Annotated in this window: 24 protein-coding genes and 1 other annotated feature; of the genes, 12 read left to right on the plus strand and 12 right to left on the minus strand. The window is 51.5% G+C overall.

The features are described from left to right. Positions 1 to 9 precede the first annotated feature (9 nt). From ACZRKO_RS00950 to ACZRKO_RS00960, 3 genes are all read right to left on the minus strand, one after another. Positions 10 to 213 carry an HHA domain-containing protein gene (locus tag ACZRKO_RS00950; RefSeq protein WP_034792706.1) on the minus strand — a complete coding sequence of 68 codons (204 nt, stop codon included), beginning with the start codon at positions 211 to 213 and terminating at the stop codon, positions 10 to 12. A 47-nt stretch (positions 214 to 260) separates the two neighbouring features. Next, complete coding sequence (gene tomB, locus ACZRKO_RS00955; protein ID WP_463735412.1) at positions 261 to 629, minus strand: Hha toxicity modulator TomB; 369 nt, start codon at positions 627 to 629, stop codon at positions 261 to 263. Between the two features lie 242 nt (positions 630 to 871). Further along, positions 872 to 1,225 (minus strand): hypothetical protein, encoded by a 354-nt coding sequence (locus ACZRKO_RS00960; protein WP_463735413.1) that lies wholly within the window; start codon positions 1,223 to 1,225, stop codon positions 872 to 874. Positions 1,226 to 1,630: 405 nt separating this feature from the next. Between ACZRKO_RS00960 and ACZRKO_RS00965 the strand changes: the two genes are divergently transcribed. Genes ACZRKO_RS00965 through ACZRKO_RS00975 form a run of 3 tightly spaced genes read left to right on the plus strand, consistent with a single transcriptional unit; the run spans position 1,631 to position 4,129 of the window. Continuing rightward, complete coding sequence (locus tag ACZRKO_RS00965; protein WP_463735414.1) at positions 1,631 to 2,371, plus strand: metal ABC transporter ATP-binding protein; 741 nt, start codon at positions 1,631 to 1,633, stop codon at positions 2,369 to 2,371. After that, entirely contained in the window at positions 2,368 to 3,225 is an 858-nt protein-coding gene (locus ACZRKO_RS00970; protein WP_463735415.1) for a metal ABC transporter permease, read from the plus strand. Before ACZRKO_RS00965 ends, ACZRKO_RS00970 begins: the two co-directional genes overlap by 4 nt. A 25-nt stretch (positions 3,226 to 3,250) precedes the next feature. Then, entirely contained in the window at positions 3,251 to 4,129 is an 879-nt protein-coding gene (locus tag ACZRKO_RS00975; protein WP_463735416.1) for a metal ABC transporter substrate-binding protein, read from the plus strand. A 123-nt stretch (positions 4,130 to 4,252) separates the two neighbouring features. Here the strand turns inward: ACZRKO_RS00975 and ykgO are convergent, their stop codons facing one another. From ykgO to ACZRKO_RS00995, 4 genes are all read right to left on the minus strand, one after another. Next, positions 4,253 to 4,393, minus strand: coding sequence for a type B 50S ribosomal protein L36 (gene ykgO / locus ACZRKO_RS00980; RefSeq protein ID WP_072009903.1), 141 nt, complete (start codon positions 4,391 to 4,393; stop codon positions 4,253 to 4,255). A gap of 21 nt (positions 4,394 to 4,414) precedes the next feature. Further along, entirely contained in the window at positions 4,415 to 4,669 is a 255-nt protein-coding gene (locus ACZRKO_RS00985; protein ID WP_463735417.1) for a type B 50S ribosomal protein L31, read from the minus strand. Between the two features lie 122 nt (positions 4,670 to 4,791). After that, positions 4,792 to 7,944 carry a multidrug efflux RND transporter permease subunit AcrB gene (gene acrB / locus ACZRKO_RS00990; RefSeq protein ID WP_463735418.1) on the minus strand — a complete coding sequence of 1,051 codons (3,153 nt, stop codon included), beginning with the start codon at positions 7,942 to 7,944 and terminating at the stop codon, positions 4,792 to 4,794. 16 nt (positions 7,945 to 7,960) lie between these two features. Continuing rightward, positions 7,961 to 9,151 carry an efflux RND transporter periplasmic adaptor subunit gene (locus ACZRKO_RS00995; RefSeq protein WP_463735419.1) on the minus strand — a complete coding sequence of 397 codons (1,191 nt, stop codon included), beginning with the start codon at positions 9,149 to 9,151 and terminating at the stop codon, positions 7,961 to 7,963. A 141-nt stretch (positions 9,152 to 9,292) separates the two neighbouring features. On the opposite strand from ACZRKO_RS00995, the gene acrR reads away from it, so the two are divergent. Next, the gene (gene acrR, locus ACZRKO_RS01000) at positions 9,293 to 9,940 is read left to right on the plus strand and encodes a multidrug efflux transporter transcriptional repressor AcrR (RefSeq protein WP_463735420.1); all 648 of its coding nucleotides are present in this window, start codon (positions 9,293 to 9,295) and stop codon (positions 9,938 to 9,940) included. Positions 9,941 to 10,074: 134 nt separating this feature from the next. Beyond that, positions 10,075 to 13,485: a mechanosensitive channel MscK gene (gene mscK, locus ACZRKO_RS01005; protein WP_463735421.1), complete on the plus strand. Its 3,411-nt coding sequence runs from the start codon at positions 10,075 to 10,077 to the stop codon at positions 13,483 to 13,485. Positions 13,486 to 13,558: 73 nt separating this feature from the next. Here the strand turns inward: mscK and rsmS are convergent, their stop codons facing one another. Continuing rightward, positions 13,559 to 13,732 (minus strand): pleiotropic regulatory protein RsmS, encoded by a 174-nt coding sequence (gene rsmS / locus ACZRKO_RS01010; protein WP_463735422.1) that lies wholly within the window; start codon positions 13,730 to 13,732, stop codon positions 13,559 to 13,561. A 103-nt stretch (positions 13,733 to 13,835) separates the two neighbouring features. Further along, positions 13,836 to 14,372, minus strand: a complete 537-nt coding sequence (priC, locus tag ACZRKO_RS01015; protein WP_463735423.1) for a primosomal replication protein PriC — start codon at positions 14,370 to 14,372, stop codon at positions 13,836 to 13,838. 144 nt (positions 14,373 to 14,516) lie between these two features. Between priC and ACZRKO_RS01020 the strand changes: the two genes are divergently transcribed. The 6 genes from ACZRKO_RS01020 (at position 14,517) to htpG (ending at position 20,674) form a co-directional block, all read left to right on the plus strand. Continuing rightward, on the plus strand, positions 14,517 to 14,885 hold the full coding sequence (locus ACZRKO_RS01020) for a DUF454 family protein (protein ID WP_463735424.1): 369 nt from the start codon (positions 14,517 to 14,519) through the stop codon (positions 14,883 to 14,885). A 180-nt stretch (positions 14,886 to 15,065) separates the two neighbouring features. Further along, positions 15,066 to 15,617, plus strand: coding sequence for an adenine phosphoribosyltransferase (gene apt, locus ACZRKO_RS01025; RefSeq protein WP_463735425.1), 552 nt, complete (start codon positions 15,066 to 15,068; stop codon positions 15,615 to 15,617). Between the two features lie 74 nt (positions 15,618 to 15,691). Continuing rightward, the gene (gene dnaX, locus ACZRKO_RS01030; RefSeq protein WP_463737431.1) at positions 15,692 to 17,635 is read left to right on the plus strand and encodes a DNA polymerase III subunit gamma/tau; all 1,944 of its coding nucleotides are present in this window, start codon (positions 15,692 to 15,694) and stop codon (positions 17,633 to 17,635) included. Continuing rightward, positions 16,962 to 17,026, plus strand: a sequence feature (DnaX frameshifting element). It overlaps the preceding gene by 65 nt. 41 nt (positions 17,636 to 17,676) lie before the next feature. After that, complete coding sequence (locus tag ACZRKO_RS01035) at positions 17,677 to 18,006, plus strand: YbaB/EbfC family nucleoid-associated protein (protein WP_463735426.1); 330 nt, start codon at positions 17,677 to 17,679, stop codon at positions 18,004 to 18,006. Further along, positions 18,006 to 18,611 (plus strand): recombination mediator RecR, encoded by a 606-nt coding sequence (gene recR / locus ACZRKO_RS01040; protein ID WP_463735427.1) that lies wholly within the window; start codon positions 18,006 to 18,008, stop codon positions 18,609 to 18,611. Before ACZRKO_RS01035 ends, recR begins: the two co-directional genes overlap by 1 nt. Positions 18,612 to 18,805: 194 nt before the next feature. Continuing rightward, positions 18,806 to 20,674 (plus strand): molecular chaperone HtpG, encoded by a 1,869-nt coding sequence (gene htpG / locus ACZRKO_RS01045; RefSeq protein ID WP_463737432.1) that lies wholly within the window; start codon positions 18,806 to 18,808, stop codon positions 20,672 to 20,674. An 84-nt stretch (positions 20,675 to 20,758) separates the two neighbouring features. Here htpG and ACZRKO_RS01050 read toward each other — a convergent pair whose 3' ends face one another. The 3 genes from ACZRKO_RS01050 to ACZRKO_RS01060 form a co-directional block, all read right to left on the minus strand. Beyond that, positions 20,759 to 21,913, minus strand: coding sequence for an MFS transporter (locus tag ACZRKO_RS01050; RefSeq protein ID WP_463735428.1), 1,155 nt, complete (start codon positions 21,911 to 21,913; stop codon positions 20,759 to 20,761). Between the two features lie 75 nt (positions 21,914 to 21,988). Further along, positions 21,989 to 22,591 (minus strand): TetR/AcrR family transcriptional regulator, encoded by a 603-nt coding sequence (locus ACZRKO_RS01055; RefSeq protein WP_463735429.1) that lies wholly within the window; start codon positions 22,589 to 22,591, stop codon positions 21,989 to 21,991. Positions 22,592 to 22,699: 108 nt separating this feature from the next. Continuing rightward, positions 22,700 to 23,572 (minus strand): LysR substrate-binding domain-containing protein, encoded by an 873-nt coding sequence (locus ACZRKO_RS01060; RefSeq protein WP_463735430.1) that lies wholly within the window; start codon positions 23,570 to 23,572, stop codon positions 22,700 to 22,702. 264 nt (positions 23,573 to 23,836) lie between these two features. Here ACZRKO_RS01060 and ACZRKO_RS01065 point away from each other — a divergent pair, with 264 nt between their 5' ends. Then, on the plus strand, positions 23,837 to 24,508 hold the full coding sequence (locus ACZRKO_RS01065) for a hypothetical protein (RefSeq protein WP_463737433.1): 672 nt from the start codon (positions 23,837 to 23,839) through the stop codon (positions 24,506 to 24,508). Position 24,509 lies beyond the last annotated feature (1 nt).

The following is a 24,509-nucleotide window of genomic DNA, read 5'->3' on the forward strand; positions in this document are numbered from 1 at the left end:
TGAACAACGTTAACGGACGAATTTCCAAACGGCAACGGGGACTTTGTCGTAAAGCTTATTCATCGTCAGCTCTGCGAGGCGGTGATCGGCTGCGGAGTAAAACAACTCCAGTTCATCGTCTGAAAGTTCGTACTTGTTTTTTTCAATGACGCGCTCAAGTGTATCAATTGTGGTGCATTTTCTTAAACGCATCAAATAGTCGATTTTGTTCATCATGGCCTTTTCGTTATTGATCTCAAATACTACGGGTAAAGTATTACTTATGTTTTTATCAGGGTACACTCGTACTCACCTGAGAATATTCCGAATAATCGTTTTTTGGTTTTTTGCCATTGACGTAAATCAGAATCGTTAATTCCATAATTACTGAACAGGGTGTAGGTATCATCCAGATACTCTTCAACCAGATCGCTCAGATGATTATCATCAGGATATTTTATTTTAAAACTCATCACGAAAGACGCAATGTGTTCGATCAGTTCATTAAGTTGCAGATTGACCGCGGACGTCGGGTCATTAACCCAGCCGTGATGGCTGTCCCCCAGCGTTGCAATACCCTCATCATACAGATTTTCATTGAGGAACCGCAACTGCGCTATATCATGTCGCTTAGGCGAGTACTCATCCATATCATCCCCTCCGTAATGGCTTATTCGGTGTTGATAACACTCAGTGAGTAAACAACAAAACTTGGTGGTTTACGGACAACGGCAAACTACGAGATATATTGATCGACAAACTAAAACATCTGCTGCTACTCAACATCAATAAACACAGTTAACAATCACACTTTGAAAAGAGGGTTTATTAAGATGACAACATTTTAAATATAATTCATTTTACTAAAACTGCGCAAACTGATTACTCAATCTTACAATTCGTCCGCCATTGCAGAACGCGCTGTATCAATAATATCAAATTCTAACGCATGGGTTTTCACTTTAAATGACACTTTTTCTGACGTAAATTCTTCCGCATTAATGTCCAGACAGCCGTTGAAAATAGTCCATTTAAACTGATAACTCATTGAATAAACGCTTTTATCAACTAAGTCGATAGACGTTATCTGTAACGAATCCGGCGTATATTGCGCATTTTCAGAGTAATAACTCAAATCGCCAACCAAAAGGTCTTCGATAACTGAAATTTGCTTCTCAATAACACCCTGTAAATACGCGACAGATTTTTCTTGCCCATCATTTTCATAAGGGATTAATTTCTTCATGCTGATCCCCTCTTTGAAATGGCCTTGATCATATTATTACATATTTTCGCGGAGAATGTGTCCAGCGTCGGGATTTTTTTTGTCCTATAACGTGTTTTTATCTCCATGATTTATATGTTTTTTATGATGAATTCATATTTGATTACCTTTTTATGACATTTAGTTGACCAGGCCTCACTTTATCGCCCCCAAGGAGACTGTTTACCCTGCTAGGCACTGAAAGACATGAAAGATTACAACTTGGTATCTTGTAATAAAATCGAAATTGTGATGTTATATTATAACATAATCGAGGCTTTCTATGCACAAGACGTTATTTACTCTCTCTGCACTTGCCCGCTGTGGTGTCGCTGTCATTTTGCTGGCGATGCTCTGGGGCGGTATTTACTGGGCTATTTCATTGCCATGATTTCAGTTAAACAATTTTCTGTCGGCTACGACCGACGTGCAGTGGCGATGCCTGTTGACGGCTGCTTTGCTACAGGTTCGCTCACGGCCATTATCGGCGCAAATGGCGCGGGTAAATCCACATTATTGAAAACGCTGGCGGGCTTACAGACTCCGGTCTCAGGTGACATCTTATTTGCTGGCGAAGGCAGTGCCGCGAAGCGGCCGCGCATGGCTTATTTGCCCCAGCAGGCTGAATTGGATCGCGCATTTCCTATCAGCGTTTTTGATTTGGTAGCAATGGGATGCTGGCCGCAAAGCGGATTATTCGGTGGCATCAGCCGCCAGTCGGCAGGGCAGGTGGTTCAAGCACTTGATACCGTTGGGATGACTGCGATGGCGCATTCGCCGGTCGGGGATCTTTCAGGCGGGCAATTGCAGCGTACCTTGTTTGCCCGGCTGCTTATTCAGCAGGCACCCCTGATCATGCTGGATGAACCCTTCACTGGCATCGACAGTCAAACCATAGAGCTGTTGCTGAAAGTGATTGCTCAGTGGCACAGCGAAGGAAAAACGGTGATTGCCGTTCTGCATGATATCTCGATGGTAGCACGTCATTTTCCGCAGGTTCTGTATCTCAGCGCTGAACGGAATATCTGGGGTTCCACCGACCACGTACTGAATCATTTCCCCAACCGGACGCACGCCTGCGTTTCCACTGAGACTTTTAGCCTTGCCGCCGGGGTCACTGCGTCATGATGCTTTTCCATTTACTTGCCGATCCTTTCATCGAATTCGGCTTTATGCGCCGCGCACTGATTGCTTGCCTCGCGCTTTCTATCAGTGCCACCCCGTTGGGTGTATTTTTGTTGCTGCGCCGTATGAGCCTGGTTGGGGACGCTTTATCGCACGCGGTATTACCCGGTGCGGCGATTGGCTATTTAATTTCCGGGATGTCGCTGGTCGCCATGGGAATCGGTGGATTTATCGCCGGTCTGGCGGTTGCCATGCTTTCCGGACTGGTGAGCCGCCGGACGCAGTTGAAAGAGGATGCCAGCTTTGCCGGGTTTTATCTGGGCTCTTTGGCGCTCGGTGTGACGCTGGTGTCGTTGCGTGGTTCAAGTGTCGATCTGCTGCATGTGCTTTTTGGTTCGATTCTGGCTATCGACTCATCGGCGATCATCATGGTCGGCATTATTACCAGCGTGTCACTGTTGGTGCTGGCAGCGGTTTACCGCGCTCTGGTGATTGAATCTTTCGACTCACTTTTCCTGCGGGTCAGTGCTGGCAAGTGGCTGGCTGCAATCCATGGAATATTTCTGGCGCTGGTGGTTATCAATCTGGTCGCGGGTTTCCAGATTTTGGGCACGCTGATGTCGGTTGGTCTGATGATGTTACCTGCCGCCAGTGCGCGTTTTTGGGCGCGTGATCTGCCACATACGATTTTGAGCGCGATGGTGATTGGCGTCATCAGCAGCGTAGTGGGTCTGGTGTGGTCTTACTATGCCTCGCTGCCTGCGGGACCGGCGATTGTTCTCAGCGCCAGCGTTATTTTCTTTATATCAGTATTATTTGGAACGCGGGGCGGCATGTTGACCGCATCGCGCCGTTAAGCAGTACCACAAGAAAGGAGAAATGATGAAACATTTACCTGTTGCTCTGGCAGTAGCTGCCCTGCTGTCGAGCCCACTGGCCATGGCGAAAACCGTCAATGCTGTGGCCAGTTTTTCAATTTTAGGGGATATCGTCCACGAAGTCGGCGGCGAGCACGTCAAAGTCACCAGTCTGGTCGGTCCGGACGGCGATCCGCACAGCTTTGAGCCTGCGCCAAAGGACAGTAAAGCCATCAATGCTTCTGACGTTGTTTTCGTCAGTGGTCTGGGGCTGGAAGGCTGGATAGACCGTTTGGTTTCTGCTTCCGGCTATAAAGGCAAAGTGGTTACTGCATCAGAGGGTGTGGACTCACGCCAGATGGTGGATGACGGTAAAGAAATCACTGACCCGCACGCCTGGAACAGTATGGCGAACGGTGTCATTTATGCGACTAACGTGATGAATGCGCTGATTGCTGCCGATCCTGAGGATGCTGATTATTTCCGTAAACGGGGTGGCGCCTACATTGAGCAACTCAAAAAGCTGGATGAGTGGGCCAAATCAGAGTTTGCCAGTATTCCTCAGGCAAAACGCAAAGTGCTGACCAGCCATGACGCGTTTGGTTATTTTGGCCGTGAGTATAATGTCACCTTTATGGCCCCGGTGGGGTTCTCTACTGAGTCAGAAGCCAGTGCCAGCGGTGTGGCATCACTGATCAAACAGATCAAAGAAGAGCAGGTGAAAACCTACTTTATCGAGAATCAGACCGATCCGCGTTTAGTGAAACAGATCGCCGCAGCGACGGGGGCTCAGGCCGGTGGCGAACTCTATCCGGAAGCATTGTCTGGCCCGAAAGGCCCGGCGACGACCTACGAGAAAGCATTCAAACACAACGTTGAGTCCATCGCGGCCAGCATGAAGTAAGTACTACCTCCTTTCCGTATTCAGTGCGGAAAGGTCTTCATCATTTCTGCCATAAATAAAAGCCCCGTCGGGCAAGCGACGGGGCTTTTTTAGTATCAGGGAACCCAAAAGCATTCCCGCCAATCAGCGTTTTTTCTTCTTACCTTGTACGGCTTTGAAGCGCGGATTCGTTTTGCAAATCACATACACCCGCCCTTTGCGGCGCACGACGCGACAATCAGGATGGCGGTTTTTCGCCGAACGTAACGAACTTAATACCTGCATGAATCACTCCCTCAAAACGTCTTACTTTTTACCCAGGAAGCTGCCGAAACGCTGGTTGAAGCGCGCGGTACTGCCTTCTTTTGAGTACTCTTTCTGCTTGCCGGTGTAATACGGATGCGAGGCAGAGGAGACTTCGATAGTGATGTACGGGAAGGTATGACCTTCCAGTTCAATCGTGCGATCGGTTTTGATGGTCGAGCCGACTTTGAAATATTCATCAGCGCTGGTGTCGTGAAATACCACGGTGCGATAAGCAGGATGGATGCCGGGTTTCATATAAGCCTCAATTGTTATGTTATACTATAACAATAGTATGCACCGCTTCGATTTGAGGTTCAAGCTCCTTCAGCCAAAAAAAAAGGCCGCTTGCGCGGCCTTCATGGTGATGACTCTATCCGTTACGGATTGTGATGCTCTGGTGCGTGCGTATGTTCGATATCCACGTTCTTCTTACCGAAGCGGCGACGAACCACCACGAAGAAGACCGGAACAAAGAAGATCGCCAGCAGCGTTGCGGTGATCATCCCGCCCATTACGCCAGTACCTACGGCGTTCTGTGCGCCTGAACCGGCACCACTACTGATAACCAGCGGCATAACACCGAGGATGAATGCCAGTGATGTCATCAGAATCGGACGTAAACGCATACGAACCGCTTCGAGTGTCGCCTCAATCAGACCCTTACCTTCTTTGTCCATTAGGTCTTTGGCGAACTCTACAATCAATATGGCGTTTTTCGCCGACAATCCGATGGTGGTCAACAGGCCCACCTGGAAGTAAACGTCGTTGCTCAGACCACGCATTGTGGCCGCAATTAACGCACCCACAACACCCAATGGAACAACCAACATGACCGAGAACGGTATTGACCAGCTTTCATACAGTGCAGCCAGACAGAGGAATACCACTATCAGGGAGATGGCATACAGGGCAGGGGCCTGGTTACCAGACAAACGTTCCTGATAGGACAGACCTGTCCAGTCGTAGCCGATACCGCTAGGCAGTTTAGAGGCCAGGGATTCCATCATTGCCATCGCATCACCACTACTCTTACCTGGTGAAGGCTGACCGAGGATTTCCATTGACGGTAAACCGTTATAGCGTTCCAGACGTGGTGAACCGTATTCCCATTTTGCGCTTGAGAACGCAGAGAACGGAACCATCTGGCCGGTGCTGTTACGGACATAGAGATTATTAATGTCTTTTGGCAGCATACGGAACTGGCTGTCGGCCTGAATGTAGACCTTCTTCACACGACCGCGGTCGATGAAGTCATTGACGTAGCTACCACCAATCGATGCACCTAACGTGGTGTTGATATCGGAAATTGACACGCCAAGCGCCGTGGCTTTTTCCTGATCGATTTCGATTTTGTACTGTGGTGTATCTTCCAGACCGTTTGGACGAACCTGAGACAGCAAATCCGGATGCTGGGCAATCATGCCGAGCAGTTGGTTACGCGCCTGTGTCAGTTTGTCATGTCCAAGGTTAGCCTGGTCAATCAGCTCGAAGTCAAAGCCTGTCGCCGTACCCAATTCCACAATCGCTGGCAAGTTGAACGGGAAGACCAGACCATCCTGGATGGTGCTGAACGCGTGCATTGCACGGCCCGCAATCGCCGGAACTTTGTTTTCAGCACCCGGACGGTCTGCCCAGTCTTTCAGACTGATAAACGCCAGGCCGGTATTCTGGCCACGTCCTGCAAAACCGAAGCCGTTAACCGTAAACACAGAGTTAACGTTAGCTTTCTCTTTGGTCAGATAGTAATGGCTGACTTCATCGAGCACTTTCTGCGTACGTTCCTGAGTCGCACCTGCTGGCAACTGCGCCATGGTCAGGAATACGCCCTGGTCTTCTTCCGGCAGGAAGGAGGTAGGGAGGCGGATAAACAGCAACGCCATCCCAACAACAATCAGCAGATAGATGAGCAAGTAACGACCGGTACTGCGCAGAATGTTGCCTACGCTGTCGGTGTAGTGGTGCGCACTTTGGTCAAATTTCTTGTTAAACCAGCCGAAGAAACCTGTTTTCTCGCCGTGGTCACCCTTGGCAATCGGTTTCAGCATGGTGGCACACAACGCCGGGGTCAGGATCATCGCCACCAGCACTGACAGCACCATCGCGGACACGATTGTAATGGAGAACTGACGGTAGATAACACCGGTAGAGCCACCGAAGAATGCCATCGGGATAAATACCGCTGACAGCACCATGGCAATACCAACCAGAGCACCCTGGATCTGTTCCATCGATTTCTTGGTGGCTTCTTTTGGCGGCAGGCCCTCTTCGGCCATAACACGCTCAACGTTCTCTACCACCACGATGGCATCATCCACCAACAAGCCTATCGCGAGCACCATCCCGAACATCGTCAGGGTGTTTATCGAATAGCCAAACGCGGCCAGGATTGCAAATGTACCCAACAGTACCACCGGCACGGCAATCGTTGGGATCAACGTAGCGCGGAAGTTTTGCAGGAACAGGAACATAACCAGGAAGACCAGAACGATGGCCTCAAACAGCGTTTTCCCTACTTCTTTAATCGAGATTTTAACAAACGGTGTGGTGTCATACGGGTAAACGACTTCTAAGCCCGCCGGGAAGAATGGCTGCAGCTTAGCCAGCGTCTCCTTGACCGATGCTGCGGTATCAAGGGCGTTAGCACCGGTCGCCAGTTTAATACCCAAACCTGATGCCGGTTGTCCGTTATAGCGGGCAATTACGTCGTAGTTCTCACCACCCAGTTCGATTTTCGCCACATCTTTCAGGCGAACTTGCGAACCATCAGTGTTTACTTTCAGAATGATTTTACCGAATTCATCCGTCGACTTCAGACGTGTCTGCGCCACGATAGATGAGTTCAACTGCTGGCCTGGAACCGGAGGAGTACCACCGAGCTGGCCTGCAGCAATCTGGTTGTTCTGAATTTTAATCGCATTGATGACATCAACCGGCGTTAGCTGGTAATTGTTCAGTTTGTTCGGGTCCATCCAGATACGCATTGCGTACTGAGCACCAAACAGCTGAACGTCGCCAACACCGTTAGTCCGGCTGATAGGGTCTTTAATGTTAGAACCTACGTAGTCGGCGATATCATCCTGGTTCATTGAACCATTGTTGGAAATAAAGCCGGCAACCATCAGGAAGCTGCTGCTTGATTTCTCAACGGAAATACCTTGTTGCTGAACTTCCTGCGGCAGCAACGGCGTTGCTAACTGCAGTTTGTTCTGCACCTGAACCTGAGCGATATCCGCATCGGTCCCGGAGGCAAAGGTGATGGTTATCTGAACGGTCCCCGACGAGTCACTCGTCGAGGACATGTACATCATGTTATCGATGCCGTTCATGTTCTGTTCGATAACCTGAGTCACGGTATCCTGAACCGTTTGCGCATCAGCGCCCGGATAGGTTGCAGTCAGCTGGATAGCTGGTGGTGCAACAGTTGGATACTGTGCGATTGGCAAACTCATGATTGCCAATCCGCCCGCCAACATAATGATGATGGCGATAACCCAGGCGAATATCGGGCGATCTATAAAAAACTTAGCCATGAATTACCGGCTCCTATTAAGACTTCGGCGCTGTATCAGATGCAGGCTTTTTATCAGCGCCTGCGTTTTGATCGACTTCCTGCGCATTGACCTGCACGCCTGGCTTGATTTTCTGCAATCCGGTCACGATGATTTTGTCGCCAGATTTCAGACCATCGGTCACAACCCATTTGTCGCCAATTGCTTGTGATGTCACGACTGTGCGAAGTTCAACTTTGTTATCTGCGCCAACGACCATTGCAGTCGCATCACCGCGTGGGTTACGGGTGATACCTTGCTGAGGTGCCAGTAACGCGTTCTCATTCACACCTTCGTCAAGACGGGCGCGAACGAACATGCCAGGCAACAGCTCATCTTTCGGGTTAGGGAAGACAGCACGTAACGTAATGGAGCCGGTGGTTTCGTCAACGGTAACATCAGAGAATTCCAATGTACCCGCCTGAGAATATTCACTACCGTTATCCAACAGCAGCTTAACTTGCGCTTTACCGTTAGCTTGTTTAATCGAACCGTTAGCCAGTTCCTGCTTCAGACGCAGGAAATCATTGCTCGACTGAGTGACGTCAACATAGATAGGGTCGAGTTGTTGAACCGTTGCCAGCGCGGTGGCCTGACCGTTGGACACCAGTGCACCTTCTGTCACCGACGAAATACCGATACGTCCGCTGATAGGGGAGGTCACTTTGGTGTAGGCCAGATTGATACGGGCAGTTTCTACAGCAGCTTTGGCAGCGACGACGGATGCGTCAGCCTGAGCCGCGGTTGAGAAGGCGGTATCGTAATCTTGTTTACTGATGTAGTTGGTGCCGAGTAATGCCTTATAGCGGTTTACCGTCACGCGGGAAACCTGAGCGTTAGCCTGAGCTTTCACCAGATCGCCTTTAGCGCTGTCATAGGCAGCCTGATAGGTGGCCGGATCAATTTGATATAAGGACATACCCGCTTTGATATCACTGCCTTCAACGAAGTTACGTTTAAGGATAATCCCGGTGACTTGTGGGCGGACTTCAGCGATTCGGAAAGATGCAGTACGACCTGGAAGTTCAGTAGTGACATTCAGCGGCGCAGCTTTCAGCGTAACAACGCCGACTTCTGGCGCTTTTGGTGCACCCTGTTGAGCTTCTTTATCATTACATCCTGTAAGTGCTAAGCTTCCGGAAAGCATCAGAACTAGCGCCAGAGGCGTTAACCCTCTGTTTTTGTTCATAAATAAACCTCAAGTGTCCGATTTCAAATTGTCCAATGGATCACAAGCTTTTAAACCCATTGCTGCGCTTTTAATATGTGCGTGCTATGTTACATACATTCCCGAATGTATGTAAATCAAACGCCCCCAAAAGCTAACCCTATGGCACGAAAAACCAAATTGCAGGCCCTTGAAACCCGGCAGCAAATTTTAAATGCTGCAGTAAGGGAATTCTCTGCCCGCGGAGTTGCTTCTACGTCGTTAACCGATATTGCGAATGCAGCCGGTGTCACGAGGGGCGCTATCTACTGGCATTTCAAGAATAAAGTGGAACTGTTTAATGGTGTCTGGGAACAATGCGAATCCCAGATACATGATCTCGAAATAGAGTATCAGACAAAGTTTCCCAATAATCCACTGCGTATTCTGCGTGAGATACTGATTTACATTTTACGTGCCACAGTGACGGATCCTCGTCGTAGGGCATTGATGGAAATTATATTTCACAAATGTGAATTTGTTGGGGAGATGACTTCGGTCCATGACGCGCGTAAAGCGCTTTATATGGAAGGTTATGGAAAAGTAGAACGTATCCTGCAAAGTTGCATCGAGGCCGAACAACTACCCCAAGATCTCCACCCCCGTCAGGCAGCCATTATCTTACGTGCCTATCTGACCGGACTGATGGAGAACTGGCTGTTTATACCCGAAAGTTTTGATTTAGAAAATCAGGCAGCGCAGTTTATTGATACATATATAGAAATGCTGAAACTGTGCCCAAGTCTGCTGCAAACCAAAAACGCCCTCTGATTTCAAACCTTCCCGATCATCACTTCGTCCTGCTGTCTGTTGTATTCTGACACGCTTTTCCGGATTTTTGGCTCTGTGTCAGCTGTTATTGTAGTGTTAATATCATTCCCTCTTTTCTGACATAAAGTTAACTCATGCCAAGCCGATTTTCCGCGTTGTTCTCTACGTCGTGGTTTTCTTTTTTTCCGCTAACCCTCTGGCGTGTGGCGGCGTTTGTCCTGACGCTCTCGCTGTCGGCTTTAATGGTGTCACCTGCGAGTGCGGCTATCAGTAACGATTTGCCAACCCGCAACGAAGTGCAAAATCAGCTCGATTCCCTGACCAGGCAGAAAAGCCTGACGCCGGTCGATAAGTTATCCCAGCAGGATTTGATTCATACCCTTGAATATCTTGATGCGCTGGATCGCGTTAAACAAGATGCCGCAGAGCTACGTCAGCAGGTCGCTGAAGCCCCGGCCAAATTGCGAACGGCCACTGATGGCCTGCAAAAGCTTAAAAATGGGGATAACGACGGCGTAACACAGGAATCGCTGGCCGCGCTGTCACTGCGTCAGCTGGAAAACCGCCTCAATGACACGCTCGACGATCTGCAGTCTTCGCAGGATGATCTCTCGACTTTCAACACGCAGCTCATCTCATTGCAAACACAACCTGAGCGCGTGCAGAGTGCGATGTACACCTATTCACTTGGCTTGCAGAAGATCCGTAATCAGCTCAACGGACTGACCTCCAGTCAGGAGAACCTGAGGGCGACCCAGCAGACGATGCTGATAGTCCAGCAGGCATTGCTCAATGCGCAGATAGATTTCCAGCGAAAAAGCCTTGAGGCGAACACCACCTTGCAGGACTTATTGCAAAAGCAGCGCGATTTCACCAATGCCCACATCAGCCAGCTTGAGCGGGTAGCGCAGCTCTTCCAGCAGGTCGTCAATGGCAAGAGGTTAACGCTGTCTGAACGCACGGCGAAAGAAGCACAAACGCCGGACGATACCTCAAATATTCAAAATGATCCGCTAGTGGCGCAGGAGCTCGGGATAAACCGCACGCTCAGTCAGCGCCTGATTGCCGCGACAGAAGAGGGCAATCAGCTGGTTCAGAAGAACATTACCGTCAAAAACTGGCTCGATCGCTCCTCTCAGGCAGAGCATGACCTGAAAGAGCAGATCAGCGTGCTGAAGGGCAGTTTGTTGCTTTCGCGAATTCTTTATCAGCAGCAGCAAAATACCATTCCGCCGACCGGGCTTATTACTGATATGAGCGCCCGCATCGCCGATCTGCGTCTTGAGCAGTTCACCATTAACCAGCAGCGGGACGCTTTATTCCAAGGTGATACCTATATTCAGGGCGTGGTGGATAACAGCAAAGAGAAGATCAACGACGATATCAGCGACGCGCTCGACCAGATTGTCGACATGCGTCGAGAACTGCTCGATCAGCTCAACAAGCAGTTGGGCAACCAACTTTCGCTCGCGATAAACCTGCAAATTAACCAGCAGCAGTTGACGAGTATTAACGAGTCGCTGACGCAAACCCTCACCCAGCAGATTTTCTGGGTAAACAGTAACAAGCCAATGAACTGGACGTTCATTAAAGCATTGCCTGAAGATGTGAAAAACCAGCTCAGCAATTTGCACATCGATCTCCCACGTGGCGAACTGATGATGGGGGCACTGCACTCTCTGCCGGTGACCGTACCAATACTTGTGATGATTTTGCTGCTGCTCTGGCGCAGAAAATCGATCAACATGCATCTCGACAAGCTCAATAGCGAAGTGGGTCAGCTAAAGCACGATACCCAATTGCACACGCCACGCGCGCTGGTGCTCACACTGCTGAATACTCTACCCCTGGTGTTACTGGTATTGGGGATCGGCTACTGGTTCTCACAGTGCGATATCCCGCTCAGTGACTTCCTGTGGACGCTCTCCCAGCGGCTGGCGGTCTTCATGTTGGTGATGGGCTTCTGTTACCGCTTGCTGAAACCCAATGGTGTGAGCGAACGTCATTTCGGCACACCGGCAAAACTATGTGAGCATTATCGCCGTTCTGTCGTGCGTTTAAGTCTGGTGATGTTACCGTTGATTTTCTGGTCCGTAGGGGGCGAAAAAGCCCCGTTAGGGCTGGTGGATGACATCATCGGACAGGTCGTGATTTTGGTGACTCTGGCCGTGTTGGCCGTCTTAGTTTTCCCAATCTGCCGCGATGGCTGGCGTGAGAAAAATTCCCATACGGTACGTCTCACGATTGTCACCGCCATTGCACTGGCACCGCTGTTTTTAATTGGCCTGATGCTGGCTGGCTATTTCTATACCACTCTGCGTCTGGCCGGTCGCTGGATAGACAGCCTCTATTTACTGATCCTGTGGAATTTCACCTATCAGACCGCCTTGCGCGGGCTGAGCGTCGCGGCCCGTCGCCTGGCCTACCGGCGTGCGCTGGCTCGTCGTCAAAGTAATAATGCTAAAGAGGGCGCAGAAGGCAGCGAAGCTGTTGAAGAACAGCCGCTGGGTCTGGATCAGATCAACCAGCAATCTCTGCGTCTGACTACCATGGCGCTATTCTTTGTCTTTGCGTCGGTATTTTATTGGATTTGGTCTGACTTACTGACGGTGATCTCTTACCTCGACAGCATCTCCTTGTGGCATTACTCAAGTAATGTCGCGGGTTCGGTGGTGCAGCAAACGGTCACGCTAGGTAACCTGTTACTGGCATTCGTCGCGATCATTGTCGCCTACGTCATGACACGAAACTTACCCGGACTACTGGAAGTGGTGGTGCTTTCGCGGTTGCAGCTGCGGCAGGGTGCCTCGTATGCAATCACTACTATCCTCAGCTATTCGATCACGGTGATCGGCACGATTACGGTGCTGGGATCCCTTGGCGTTTCCTGGGACAAACTACAGTGGCTGGTAGCGGCACTGTCGGTTGGGCTGGGCTTCGGTTTACAGGAGATCTTCGCCAACTTTGTATCGGGTCTGATTATTTTGTTCGAACGTCCGGTACGTATCGGCGATACCGTCACCATAGGCACTTATTCCGGATCAGTCAGCCGTATCCGCATCCGTGCGACGACCATTACTGACTTCGATCGTAAAGAAGTGATCATTCCGAATAAAGCTTTCGTTACGGAAAGGCTAATCAACTGGTCGCTGTCTGACACCGTGACCCGCGTGGTGATTAAAATCGGTGTGGCCTATGGTTCTGATCTGGATAAAGTCAAAGAGGTGCTGCTGCAGGCGGCGCATGATAACCCGCGTGTGATGAGTGATCCGGCGGCTCAGGTCTATTTCGTCAACTTTGGTGCCAGCACGCTTGACCATGAATTGCGTTTATACGTGCGGGAACTGGGTGACCGAAGTGCGACCGTGGATGAACTGAACCGCAGCATCGACAAACTGTGCCGCGAAAATGACATTAACATTGCATTCAATCAGCTTGAGGTTTACCTGCATAACCAGAGCGGTAATGAGGAAGTGCAGGAAGTGAAACGTACGCTACGCCAGCCGGGCGATGAGCCAGATGCGATAGCGCCAGAGCAGAGTTAATACCGTCACCTTCAGGGAATGGATGGCGACATTCCCTGAATTTCAGTCATTGAAGATATTATCAAAAGAAGCGCTATAAATAGCTGATGGACAAGGTGTTTTTACTCCCCTTGAGCTTTTCCTGATAGTCGCGGCGAACAATTTCAAGCGCAGCCAGCGCCGTCTCGGGGGCAATTTCATTGCACTCAAGCAGATAGATGAGATCAACAGCGAGCTGTAGCTCGGGTGGCGCGTTTTCAACAGACATGGAGGCCAACATTTTTTGTAGTATGAGATGTAAAGATCAGAAACTGATTATAGATACAAATGCGGGCGTCTGACCCGGCGTTTTCAAAAGTTGTGATAAACATTCAAAAACCTTTTTCCTGCCGCTCAATCTGCCGCTCAATTTTCGCCAGCGCCTGTCTGCATCGCATAAGGCGTCCTTCCAGTGCCGCCAGCTCCTGCTGCACCCGCTGCTGGTCACTGAACGTGGCAAGCTGGCCGAGCGTACTTTCCCTGTCCTGAATCATCGCGATCAGGCGTCTCTCAAACTGCTGATGCTCAGACAACCGGGTATAATTATCATGACTTTTGCGTTCCGGCGTTTGATTGTTTTTACGCAGCGCCTGAGTGGCAAGTTCCCGCTGCAAGGCCGTTATCTGGGAAATCAGCCGTTCAGCCACAAAGGCAACCTGTGCCTGACGTTTCTCCTTTACCACCTGATTTAGCTGGCTGAGGTTCAGGCGGATCTCCGCCAGATAGTCGCGCAGGCGGGTGCCTTTGGTAGCAAACAGCGCCACGTCGAAGCGGGCCTGCTGGGCGGAAACATGACCGATGGGTTCAATTTCGCTGGCCAGCGTCTCAATTTGCTGGTTGAGTGCATGCAATATTTGTTCAGTGCTCACAGGGTTTCTCCGATAACGACGCGCCTAGCTTAACCTGTACACCACCAGAAACAAGATATGCGGGATTTGGCAGCGGCTGGCCGGTTGTTTACACTGCTTCTTTTGGCTAGGAAAACGGGCCGGAAACGTTTTTCAGGGAGTGAAATGAAACGTCTGTTACTGATTATTCTTGGCTGGTTGTCCGTGGTACTGGCCACGCTTGGCGTGGTATTGCCGTTGTTGCCGACCACGCCATTTTTACTTCTGGCTGCCTGGTGCTTTGCCCGCTCATCGCCGCGTTTTCATCACTGGCTGCTGTACCGTTCATGGTTTGGCTGCTATCTGCGTCACTGGCACGCACATCGCGCCTTACCGCCGGGGGCGAAAAGCAGAGCGGTGGTGATGATCATCGCCACTTTTGCCGTTTCACTCTATTTTGTGCCCCTATGGTGGGTGCGTATCTTATTGCTCTGCATGATGATTGCTTTGCTGATCATGATGTGGCGTCTGCCAGTGGTTGACCTGAAGCAATAAAACAGGCGATCATGTCCGGCTGCGGGTTGCTTTTTAAAGCGGCTTTGCATAGATTTGGGCATCTCGCGTATTGCGTTACGCGCCTATTTTCCTTTCTTAAACAGCCTTTATTTTGTGGCATTGCGGGGATATTTTACCCTCGCGTTTAAGGATGAACAGCAGCTTTATCAGGCAATTACTATGACAGCTACCACACAGCAGCTAGAGTTTATCAAAAGCAGCATCAAAACCATTCCTGACTACCCGAAGCCGGGTATTCTGTTCCGTGACGTCACCAGCTTGCTGGAGAATCCAGAAGCTTACGCCGCCAGCATCAAATTACTCGCTGATCGCTACCGTGACGCCGGTGTAACCAAAGTCGTGGGCACCGAAGCCCGTGGTTTCCTGTTCGGCGCGCCGGTTGCTTTGGCGCTGGGCGTCGGTTTTGTTCCCGTACGTAAGCCGGGCAAATTGCCGCGTGCGACGTTGAGCGAAAGCTATGAGCTGGAATACGGCACCGACAGCCTGGAAATTCACACCGACGCCATCAAGGCCGGTGAGAAAATTCTGGTTGTGGATGACCTGCTGGCGACCGGCGGAACCATCGAAGCTACCGCCAAACTGATCCGCCGTTTGGGTGGAGAAGTGACGGATGCCGCATTTATTATTAATCTGCCAGATCTCGGCGGTGAACAGCGTTTAAACAATCTGAATATCAACTGCTACAGCCTGGTTTCCTTCGCAGGCCATTGATTCAGACAAGCCTCGCCTGCTCAGGCGAGGCTGTGATAGCATGGCCCCCCGACCACTCGACTTCTCCGGTATTAATGAGCTATCAGGTCCTGGCCCGTAAGTGGCGCCCCCAAACTTTCGCCGACGTTGTCGGACAGGAACATGTGCTGACCGCGCTGGCTAACGGCCTCTCGCTCGGGCGCATCCATCACGCCTATCTGTTTTCCGGTACCCGTGGTGTAGGTAAAACCTCTATTGCGCGTCTGCTGGCAAAAGGACTGAACTGCGAAACCGGCATCACCTCCGCGCCGTGTGGTGTGTGCGATAACTGCCGTGAAATAGAACAGGGCCGGTTTGTTGACCTGATTGAAATTGATGCGGCCTCCCGTACCAAAGTTGAAGATACCCGCGAACTGCTGGACAACGTGCAGTACGCTCCGGCCCGTGGCCGCTTCAAAGTTTATCTGATCGATGAAGTGCACATGCTCTCGCGTCACAGCTTCAATGCGCTGTTGAAAACGCTGGAAGAGCCCCCTTCACACGTTAAATTCCTGCTGGCAACTACCGATCCGCAAAAGCTGCCGGTGACCATCTTATCCCGTTGCCTGCAATTCCATCTGAAAGCGCTGGATGTCGAACAGATCCGCCATCAGCTTGAGCGTGTGCTGACCGCCGAGCAGATCGCCAGTGAACCCCGTGCGCTGCAACTGCTAGCGCGTGCCGCTGACGGCAGTATGCGTGATGGCTTAAGCCTCACCGATCAAGCCATTGCTATGGGGCAGGGCGCTGTCACCACCGAAACCGTGGCGCAGATGCTCGGCACGCTGGACGACGAACAGCCGCTGGCAGTGCTTGAAGCGCTGGTCAGCGCCGATGGCGCGCAGATGATGGCGCAGGTCGAACAGGCCGCCTCGCGCGGTGTTGACTGGGAAAATCTGCTGGTGGAGACACTGGCCCTGCTGCACCGTATTGCGATGGTGCAACTGCTGCCAGCCGTGCTCGACAACCACTATGCGGCCATCGAACAGCGCCTGCGTGAACTGGCCAGGGTTATCCCACCGGCTGACGTTCAGCTTTACTACCAGACCCTATTGATTGGCCGCAAAGAGCTGGCGTACGCGCCAGACAAACGCATGGGGGTTGAAATGACCCTGTTGCGTGCGCTGGCCTTCCACCCGAAAGTTTTTATTGCTGAACCCGTGGTGCCTGCGCAAGTTACTGCGCCGCCAGCTTCTGTTGCTCCGGCTGCACCGCAGCCCGCAAGAAGCGTTCAGCAGGATAATCCGCCGCCGCACGGAGGGCCGCAGCCGGGAATGCCGGACAGCACGGCCCAGCTTTTACAGGCGCGGACGCAGTTACTCAGACAGCAGGGAAACACCACCCCAAAAAAAGCTGAGCCGGCAGCGCCAGGAAAAGCGCGGCCGGCAAACTCAGCACTGGAGCGCCTCGCCTCAGTGACTGAGCGTGTGCAAACGCAGGCCAGCGCCCGCAAAGAGAAACAGCCCGAACCACCGGTAAAAGAAGAAGCTTACCGTTGGAAGGCCGTGAATGACGTGGAAGAAATCGCTGAGCCGGTCACCACGCCAAAAGCGCTGCGTACCGCACTTGAACATGAAAAGTCCCCGGAGCTTGCTGCGCGTCTGGCGGTTGAAGCCACCGAACGCGATGCGTGGGCGGCCGAAATCAACCAGATGGTGATGCCAAAACTGGTACAGCAACTGGCGCTGAATGCGTGGTGTGAAAAGCCCGAGTCGGGAAAAATTTGCCTGCATTTGCGCACTTCGCAGCGGCATCTGAATTCATCGTCAGCGCAGAAAGTGCTGGCGGAGGCGCTGTCAGCTTTACATCAGCAGCCGGTTGAACTGATTGTGCTGGAAGATGATAATCTGGCAGTCAAAACGCCGCTTGAATGGCGACAGGCCATTTATGAAGAAAAACTGGCGCAAGCGCGTCAGTCCATTATTGCGGATAATAACATTCAGACCCTGCGCCGTTTCTTCGACGCAGATCTGGATGAAGAGAGTATTCGCCCCGTTTAAACGCCGCGATAATCACGCGGCCATTGCTGAGAGAGAAGACTATGTTTGGAAAAGGCGGCATTGGTAACCTGATGAAACAGGCCCAGCAAATGCAGGAAAAAATGCAGCAGGTACAGGCAGAAATCGCCCAGCTGGAAGTCACCGGCGAATCCGGTGCTGGCATGGTAAAAGTCACCATCAACGGCGCCCATAACTGCCGTCGCGTTGAGATTGACCCAAGCCTGCTGGAAGATGACAAAGACATGTTGGAAGATTTGGTTGCTGCGGCATTCAATGATGCTGCGCGTCGCATCGAAGAAACACAGAAAGAAAAAATGGCTTCCGTTTCGGGCGGCATGCAGTTGCCACCGGGCTTTAAGATGCCATTCTGATGCAAACCAGCCCTCTCCTTGAATCACTAATGGAGGCGTTGCGCTGCCTGCCGGGCGTTGGCCCGAAATCGGCGCAGCGTATGGCATTCCAGCTGTTGCAGCGCGATCGCAGCGGCGGAATGCGGCTGGCGCAGTCGTTGACGCGTGCCATGTCAGAAATCGGCCACTGTGCCGATTGCCGTACTTTCACTGAACAAGAAATCTGCACCATTTGCGCCAACCCGCGGCGTAAAGAAAATGGCCAGATCTGTGTGGTAGAAAGCCCTGCAGACATTCATGCGGTAGAACAAACCGGACAGTTCTCCGGCCGTTATTTTGTGCTGATGGGCCACTTGTCTCCGATGGACGGCATTGGCCCTGATGATATCGGTCTGGATCGTCTTGAGCACCGTCTTTCCAGCGAAAGCATGAAAGAGGTAATTCTGGCGACCAACCCGACGGTGGAAGGAGACGCCACGGCGAACTACATCGCTGAAATGTGCGGGCAGTATGGCGTACTGGCCAGCCGCATCGCTCACGGCGTGCCGGTGGGTGGCGAGCTGGAGATGGTTGACGGCACCACGCTGTCACACTCTCTGGCAGGGCGTCATCCTTTCAAGTTCTAAATACTTTGCTCCGACGCGTTTTTCACGCGCGTCGGCTCACTTTTCCGCCAAACCCGCTATTTCCTCTTGAATTCCTCATCTTAAAACCCCATCTACTCCTCAGCGTTTTACTTTTTGGCAAGCATGCCGCCGTGAGGCCGGGCTTTCCAGCGTAATGACAAATCAAACAGTGTGATTGAGGTAATTTGATGAGTATGAAAGGACAAGAAACCCGCGGATTCCAGTCTGAAGTTAAACAGCTGCTGCATCTGATGATCCACTCGCTGTACTCCAACAAAGAAATTTTTCTGCGTGAGCTGATCTCCAACGCCTCCGATGCCGCCGACAAGCTGCGCTTCCGTGCGCTGTCAAAGCCTGAACTGTATGAAGGCGATGGCGAGCTGCACGTACGTCTGGGGTTTGATAAAGAAAAACGCACTCTGACATTAAGCGATAACGGCATCGGCATGAGCCGTGACGAAGTGATCGACAACCTCGGCACCATCGCGAAATCCGGCACCAAAGCCTTCCTGCAATCTGTCGGTTCCGAGCAGGCTAAAGATAGCCAGCTGATCGGCCAATTCGGCGTGGGCTTCTACTCTGCGTTCATCGTGGCAGACAAAGTCACCGTACGCACCCGTGCCGCAGGCGCAGCGCCGGAAGAGGGCGTGTTCTGGGAATCTGCCGGTGAAGGTGAATACACACTGGCGGATATCGAGAAAGCAGAACGCGGGACTGAAATTACCCTGCATCTGCGTGAAGATCAGGACGAATTCCTTGATGACTGGCGTGTGCGCTCGATCATCAGCAAATATTCCGACCACATTGCGCTGCCGGTTGAAGTTGAAACCCGCAACGAAGAAGACGGCACCGTAACCTGGGAGCAAATCAACAAGGCGCAGGCTCTGTGGACCCGCGGTAAGTCGGAAGTGACCGACGAAGAGTACGTTGAATTCTACAAACATATCTCCCATGACTTCAGTGATCCGCTGAGCTGGAGCCACAACCGCGTTGAAGGTAAGCAGGAGTACACCAGCCTGCTGTACATTCCTTCGCAGGCACCGTGGGATATGTGGAACCGTGATCACAAACACGGCCTGAAGCTGTATGTCCAGCGCGTCTTTATCATGGACGAAGCCGAGCAGTTCATGCCGAACTACCTGCGTTTTGTTCGTGGTCTGATAGATTCCAACGATCTGCCGCTGAACGTCTCGCGTGAAATTCTGCAAGACAGCCGTATCACCCAGAACCTGCGCAGTGCGCTGACCAAGCGCGTCCTGCAGATGCTGGAAAAACTGGCGAAAGACGACAACGAAAAATACCTGCAATTCTGGAAACAGTTTGGCCTGGTATTGAAAGAAGGCCCGGCAGAAGATGGCGCGAACAAAGAAGCGATCGCCAAACTGCTGCGTTTCGCCAGCACCCGCAACGACAGCAGCGAGCAGACTTTGTCGCTGGAAGAATATGTTGCCAACATGGTGGAAGGTCAGGACAAGATTTACTACATCACCGCCGACAGCTATGCTGCCGCGAAGAGCAGCCCGCATCTGGAACTGTTCCGTAAAAAAGGCATTGAAGTCCTGCTGTTATCCGATCGTATCGACGAATGGATGATGAGCTACCTGACCGAATTCGACGGCAAAGTGTTCCAGTCCGTCAGCAAAGCTGACGACCAGCTGGACAAACTGGCAGACGAAGAGAGCGAAGAGCAGAAAGAAGCGGAGAAAGCGCTGGAGCCGTTCGTTGAGCGCGTTAAAACGCTGCTGGCCGATCGCGTGAAAGATGTGCGTCTGACTCACCGTCTGACCGATACGCCGGCCATTGTCACCACCGGTGCTGACGAAATGACCACGCAGATGGCAAAACTGTTTGCTGCTGCCGGTCAGGATGCGCCTGAAGTGCAATACATCTTCGAACTGAACCCGGATCACGCGCTGGTAAAACGCGCATCGGACGTCACCGACGATGCACAATTCAGCGAGTGGGTTGAGCTGTTGCTGGACCAGGCGCTGTTTGCAGAACGCGGCACGTTGGAAGATCCAAACCTGTTTATCCGCCGCATGAATCAGCTGTTGCAGGCGTAACGTCTTACCCTGCACGAAAATCCCTGTCCACGGACAGGGATTTTTTTGCCTGGGTTAAATCCGATCCTCTGACTTTACGGGATATTATGCCCAGCTTTTGGGCGTGCGACGCAGGTAAGGCAATATGGATAACAGTGCCAGGACGGCTAACACCATGCCGATCCACAACGTTGAACGTGGCCCAAAACCTGCGGATAACGCCATCCCGCCCAGATAAGAACCGCCACCTAAACCGATGTTAATGACCGAGGTATGCACCGCGTTGACCATCGGTCCCGGATGAGCCACGCTCACAATTCTGGCCATCATCGCCGGATTCATCGGCACACCGGACAAGCCAATCAATATCACTGCCGCAATCGCGATTAACGCATATTCGGCGAACAGTGCCATGCCCAGCAGGGAAAGACTCAGAATAGATAACCCGACCAGCATCACCGCCAGACTATAACGATAAGCCAGACGACCCGTGATCATATTGCCGACAATATTGGCTAACCCATACAGCATCAAAATAAAGGGTACAGTTTTCATACTGAAACCGCTGATGTCGACCAAAACCGGCATAAAATAGCTGAATGCCGCAAAGCTGGCGCCCAGAATTAAACAGCTGGTCATGCAGGCTTTCCAGTACGCCTTCTTTTTAAATGCCTGGAGTTCTATGCCCATATTGAGCGCACCGCTGCCTTTGACCTGCGGTAACAGGCGAAACAGCACCAGCAGACAGAGAAGCACCAGAATGGCCACTAAACCAAAGCTGATTCGCCAGCCATAATGCTGATCGATAATGGTGGCCAGCGGCACGCCAAAAACATTGGAGACCATAAAACCGCCGATAACAATGGATGCGGCGCGCGGGCGGTCTTCGACAGACACCATCGCCATGCTGGTAGCTAAAGATAAACTCAGACATCCGGCGCACAAAATACCGGTGATGATCCTGATGAGCACGAGAAGGGAATAATCCGTGACAAAAGCCCCCCAGCCCTGAGCTGCAACGTATAACACCAGAAGCCAGAGCAAGGTGGCGCGATACGGCGCTTTAAATTTAAGGAAAAAATAGGTTAATACCGGGCCGCCTAACATCACGCCGAAAGCATAATAAGAAATCAGATGGCCGACTTCCCCCGTGGTAATTCCAAAAGCGGCAGATAAGCTGGGCATCATTCCTGCCACCATTAACTCTGCTGTCCCCAGCGAAAAAATAGCTAACCCTAAGACATAAACGACGAATGGCATTTCTTTTATTTATCCTGTATTTGAACGATCGTTACAAAATTGAAAGCAGAAATTAATGCGCGGTAAGCGATTAATTTATAAGTTGATGAGCAAGCCGGAGACGACGTCTTCGAGAATTTTTCTGTCTGAGATGTTTTTATTCAGTACGCGCAGGCCGTAATAGCCCGCCATAAACCCCCGCGCCATTTCGATGGCCGTGGCTTTATTACCCAGTTCGCCGCTTTGCTGACCTTCGGTAAATACCGAGACCAGCGTCTGTTCGAGGCGCTGGCGATATTCCTGATTCAGCCTGGAGACGGCTTCATCTTTGCTGCCGCGTTCGAGGGCAGAGAATAAGAGCATCGCGTCGTGCTGTTCCGGCTGGGATAAATCCTCAGCAATCCCCCAGAGCAGCAGGGTATGCAGACGTTCTTTGACTAGGCCTGATTGTGTGAGAATAGACAGTTGCGCGCTCATAGTGTGCTCATGGCTGCGCAACAATGCTTGCTCATACAGAGCCTGCTTGCTACCAAAGGCATTATATAAGCTTCCTCTCCCCAGCCCTGTACCGTCGCAGAGATCTTGCGCAGAGGTGCCCGCGTAACCATTGGCGCTAAATACGGCCACGGCAGCATCGATGACATCTTCGTTTTCAAACAGTCTTGGACGACCGGGATAAGCAGGTTTGTCGGCACTCATAAGAGGTGGGGGGCTTTCGATGAGTTGAGGCGCCATAATATTGATTATGGAATGATCGGTCAATTATTATTTTCAGCGCAAAAAACGTATTTTATCTCGTGTTGGCGGCTACCCGCTGCTGGCCTCTTCCAGTAACCAGCGGCGAAACGCCGTGATCTCCGGTTCTTGGCTGCGACTGCTTTTTACCAGCATATAAGTGGCGCGATCAACTTCGGCAAAACCCAGCGGGGCGATAACCGTCCCTTCCTGTAGCTCTTTCTTCACCAAAATTTGCGGCGTCATAATGATCCCCAACCCGTTTTTTGCCGCCTGGATCGCCAGCGTCAGATTATCGAAATGTTTGCCCGCCACAAAATCGCCTTTGGCGTTGGTTTTTCTGGCCCACTCCTGCCACGCGTTCATCTTGGTGTCGGCGTGCAGCAGCGGCAGGGTGGAGAAATCAGTCTGGTAGGTGAAACGGTGACGAAAACCCGGTGAGCAGACCGGCCCGATATAATCGACAGTGATAAGCGTGGATTCGATGTCGTGGGTTTGCTGATGCTCATTACTTTTGATCAGAATATCGGTGCGCTGCTCGTGGATTTGCTGCACATCAGTGTGGGTCTGAAACGTGAGAACAATATTCTCATGGCGTTCGGAAAAACGACTGATGCGCGGAATGAGCCATTGCGCCAGAAAACTCGGGGCGCAGGAGATAATTAAGTTATTTTCCTGCCGCGCTTTTATTTCCCGACAGGTCGTTTCTATTTCGCTAAAGACCTGATCGCAGCACTTCTTTAATTTCTCGCCGTCGCGGGTTAAATAAACCCGGCCCGCGGCGCGCTTAAACAGCGGCGTCCCTAACCAGCCTTCCAGATTTTTGATCTGATGGCTCACCGCACTGTGCGTCACATTCAGCGATTCCGCCGCCAGACTAAAACTTTCAAACAACGCCGCCTGTTTAAAATAGTGCAGCGCGCGCAGTGCCGGTAGGTCAGCCATGTCTCAACCTTGTTAGATTTATTCATCTCTAGTGTCTGTTTATATCATTTTCTTGTGCCGAAAAAACCCATTAGTCTCGACCTTGTTCCGAAGCACATCTCTCCAACAGGCGCTGTGATTTTACTGACTAACACTCAGTGGATGCGCCAGTCTGCGCCTTGCGCGCTGGTTATGTCTGTATAAAAAATAAGGATGACTATGAACAATTCACTTTCTGATAAATCGACTTACACAGCTTCCTCTGCACCCCGCACTCAGCTCGTTATGTTTACCGGTGGCCGCGACAGTACGCTGGCTGCCTGTTATCTGATGTTACAAGGTATCCCGGTGCATCTTTACTCCGCTAACAGCGGGTGTTCGCTACACCGCGGCATTCTGGCGCACCGCGTTGAAGAGCTGCGTAACCGCTTTGGCGAATTACTGGTCGCCCATACTGTGGAAGATATCAGCGGCACCTTCCGCTCCATCGCCATAGAAAATATCGAAAGCGATATCCTGCGCCACCGTAAAAATCTGGTGCTGCTGGGCGAAAAACTGGCGATTCACGCGCATCTGGTGGACTTCTGCCGCCGCAACGACATCAGCGTGATCAACGACGGTATTACGCATTATCAGCAGGAGTTTCCGGAGCAGCGTCAGGTGGCGAAAGACTTCCTGGTGAACCTGATGAATCAGTTCGACATTCAATATCACTCCCCAATCTACGAATTTGCCCAGTCGGCGGATGACGTGAAATACCGCCTGCTGCAACTGGGTATCTCCACCAAATCGCTGGAAGGAGTGAGCATTTTCGGTGACAGCTTCACTACGCCGAGCGATGAAACCATTCTGGCTTACCTGAATGAGAAAACCCCGCTGGCGCTGAATATTGTCAAATTCCTTTCAGGTGAAACCCTGAATCTTGGCCCAAGAACTGCGGCGCATGCTGCGGCGTAAT

The sequence above is a fragment of the Ewingella sp. C233 genome (genome assembly GCF_055407225.1).

Coding starts and splice junctions, on each gene's coding strand:
- acrR (WP_463735420.1), top strand. CDS start 9,293: ATGGCACGAAAAACCAAATTGCAGGCCCTTGAAACCCGGCAGCAAATT.
- recR (WP_463735427.1), top strand. CDS start 18,006: ATGCAAACCAGCCCTCTCCTTGAATCACTAATGGAGGCGTTGCGCTGC.
- ACZRKO_RS00975 (WP_463735416.1), top strand. CDS start 3,251: ATGAAACATTTACCTGTTGCTCTGGCAGTAGCTGCCCTGCTGTCGAGC.
- ACZRKO_RS00995 (WP_463735419.1), bottom strand. CDS start 9,151: ATGAACAAAAACAGAGGGTTAACGCCTCTGGCGCTAGTTCTGATGCTT.
- ACZRKO_RS01035 (WP_463735426.1), top strand. CDS start 17,677: ATGTTTGGAAAAGGCGGCATTGGTAACCTGATGAAACAGGCCCAGCAA.
- rsmS (WP_463735422.1), bottom strand. CDS start 13,732: ATGTCTGTTGAAAACGCGCCACCCGAGCTACAGCTCGCTGTTGATCTC.
- ACZRKO_RS01065 (WP_463737433.1), top strand. CDS start 23,837: ATGTTTACCGGTGGCCGCGACAGTACGCTGGCTGCCTGTTATCTGATG.
- ACZRKO_RS00965 (WP_463735414.1), top strand. CDS start 1,631: ATGATTTCAGTTAAACAATTTTCTGTCGGCTACGACCGACGTGCAGTG.
- mscK (WP_463735421.1), top strand. CDS start 10,075: ATGCCAAGCCGATTTTCCGCGTTGTTCTCTACGTCGTGGTTTTCTTTT.
- ACZRKO_RS00985 (WP_463735417.1), bottom strand. CDS start 4,669: ATGAAACCCGGCATCCATCCTGCTTATCGCACCGTGGTATTTCACGAC.
- ACZRKO_RS00960 (WP_463735413.1), bottom strand. CDS start 1,225: ATGAAGAAATTAATCCCTTATGAAAATGATGGGCAAGAAAAATCTGTC.
- ACZRKO_RS00950 (WP_034792706.1), bottom strand. CDS start 213: ATGAACAAAATCGACTATTTGATGCGTTTAAGAAAATGCACCACAATT.
- dnaX (WP_463737431.1), top strand. CDS start 15,692: ATGAGCTATCAGGTCCTGGCCCGTAAGTGGCGCCCCCAAACTTTCGCC.
- ACZRKO_RS01050 (WP_463735428.1), bottom strand. CDS start 21,913: ATGCCATTCGTCGTTTATGTCTTAGGGTTAGCTATTTTTTCGCTGGGG.
- ACZRKO_RS00970 (WP_463735415.1), top strand. CDS start 2,368: ATGATGCTTTTCCATTTACTTGCCGATCCTTTCATCGAATTCGGCTTT.
- ACZRKO_RS01055 (WP_463735429.1), bottom strand. CDS start 22,591: ATGAGTGCCGACAAACCTGCTTATCCCGGTCGTCCAAGACTGTTTGAA.
- ACZRKO_RS01060 (WP_463735430.1), bottom strand. CDS start 23,572: ATGGCTGACCTACCGGCACTGCGCGCGCTGCACTATTTTAAACAGGCG.
- tomB (WP_463735412.1), bottom strand. CDS start 629: ATGGATGAGTACTCGCCTAAGCGACATGATATAGCGCAGTTGCGGTTC.
- acrB (WP_463735418.1), bottom strand. CDS start 7,944: ATGGCTAAGTTTTTTATAGATCGCCCGATATTCGCCTGGGTTATCGCC.
- ACZRKO_RS01020 (WP_463735424.1), top strand. CDS start 14,517: ATGAAACGTCTGTTACTGATTATTCTTGGCTGGTTGTCCGTGGTACTG.
- ykgO (WP_072009903.1), bottom strand. CDS start 4,393: ATGCAGGTATTAAGTTCGTTACGTTCGGCGAAAAACCGCCATCCTGAT.
- apt (WP_463735425.1), top strand. CDS start 15,066: ATGACAGCTACCACACAGCAGCTAGAGTTTATCAAAAGCAGCATCAAA.
- htpG (WP_463737432.1), top strand. CDS start 18,806: ATGAAAGGACAAGAAACCCGCGGATTCCAGTCTGAAGTTAAACAGCTG.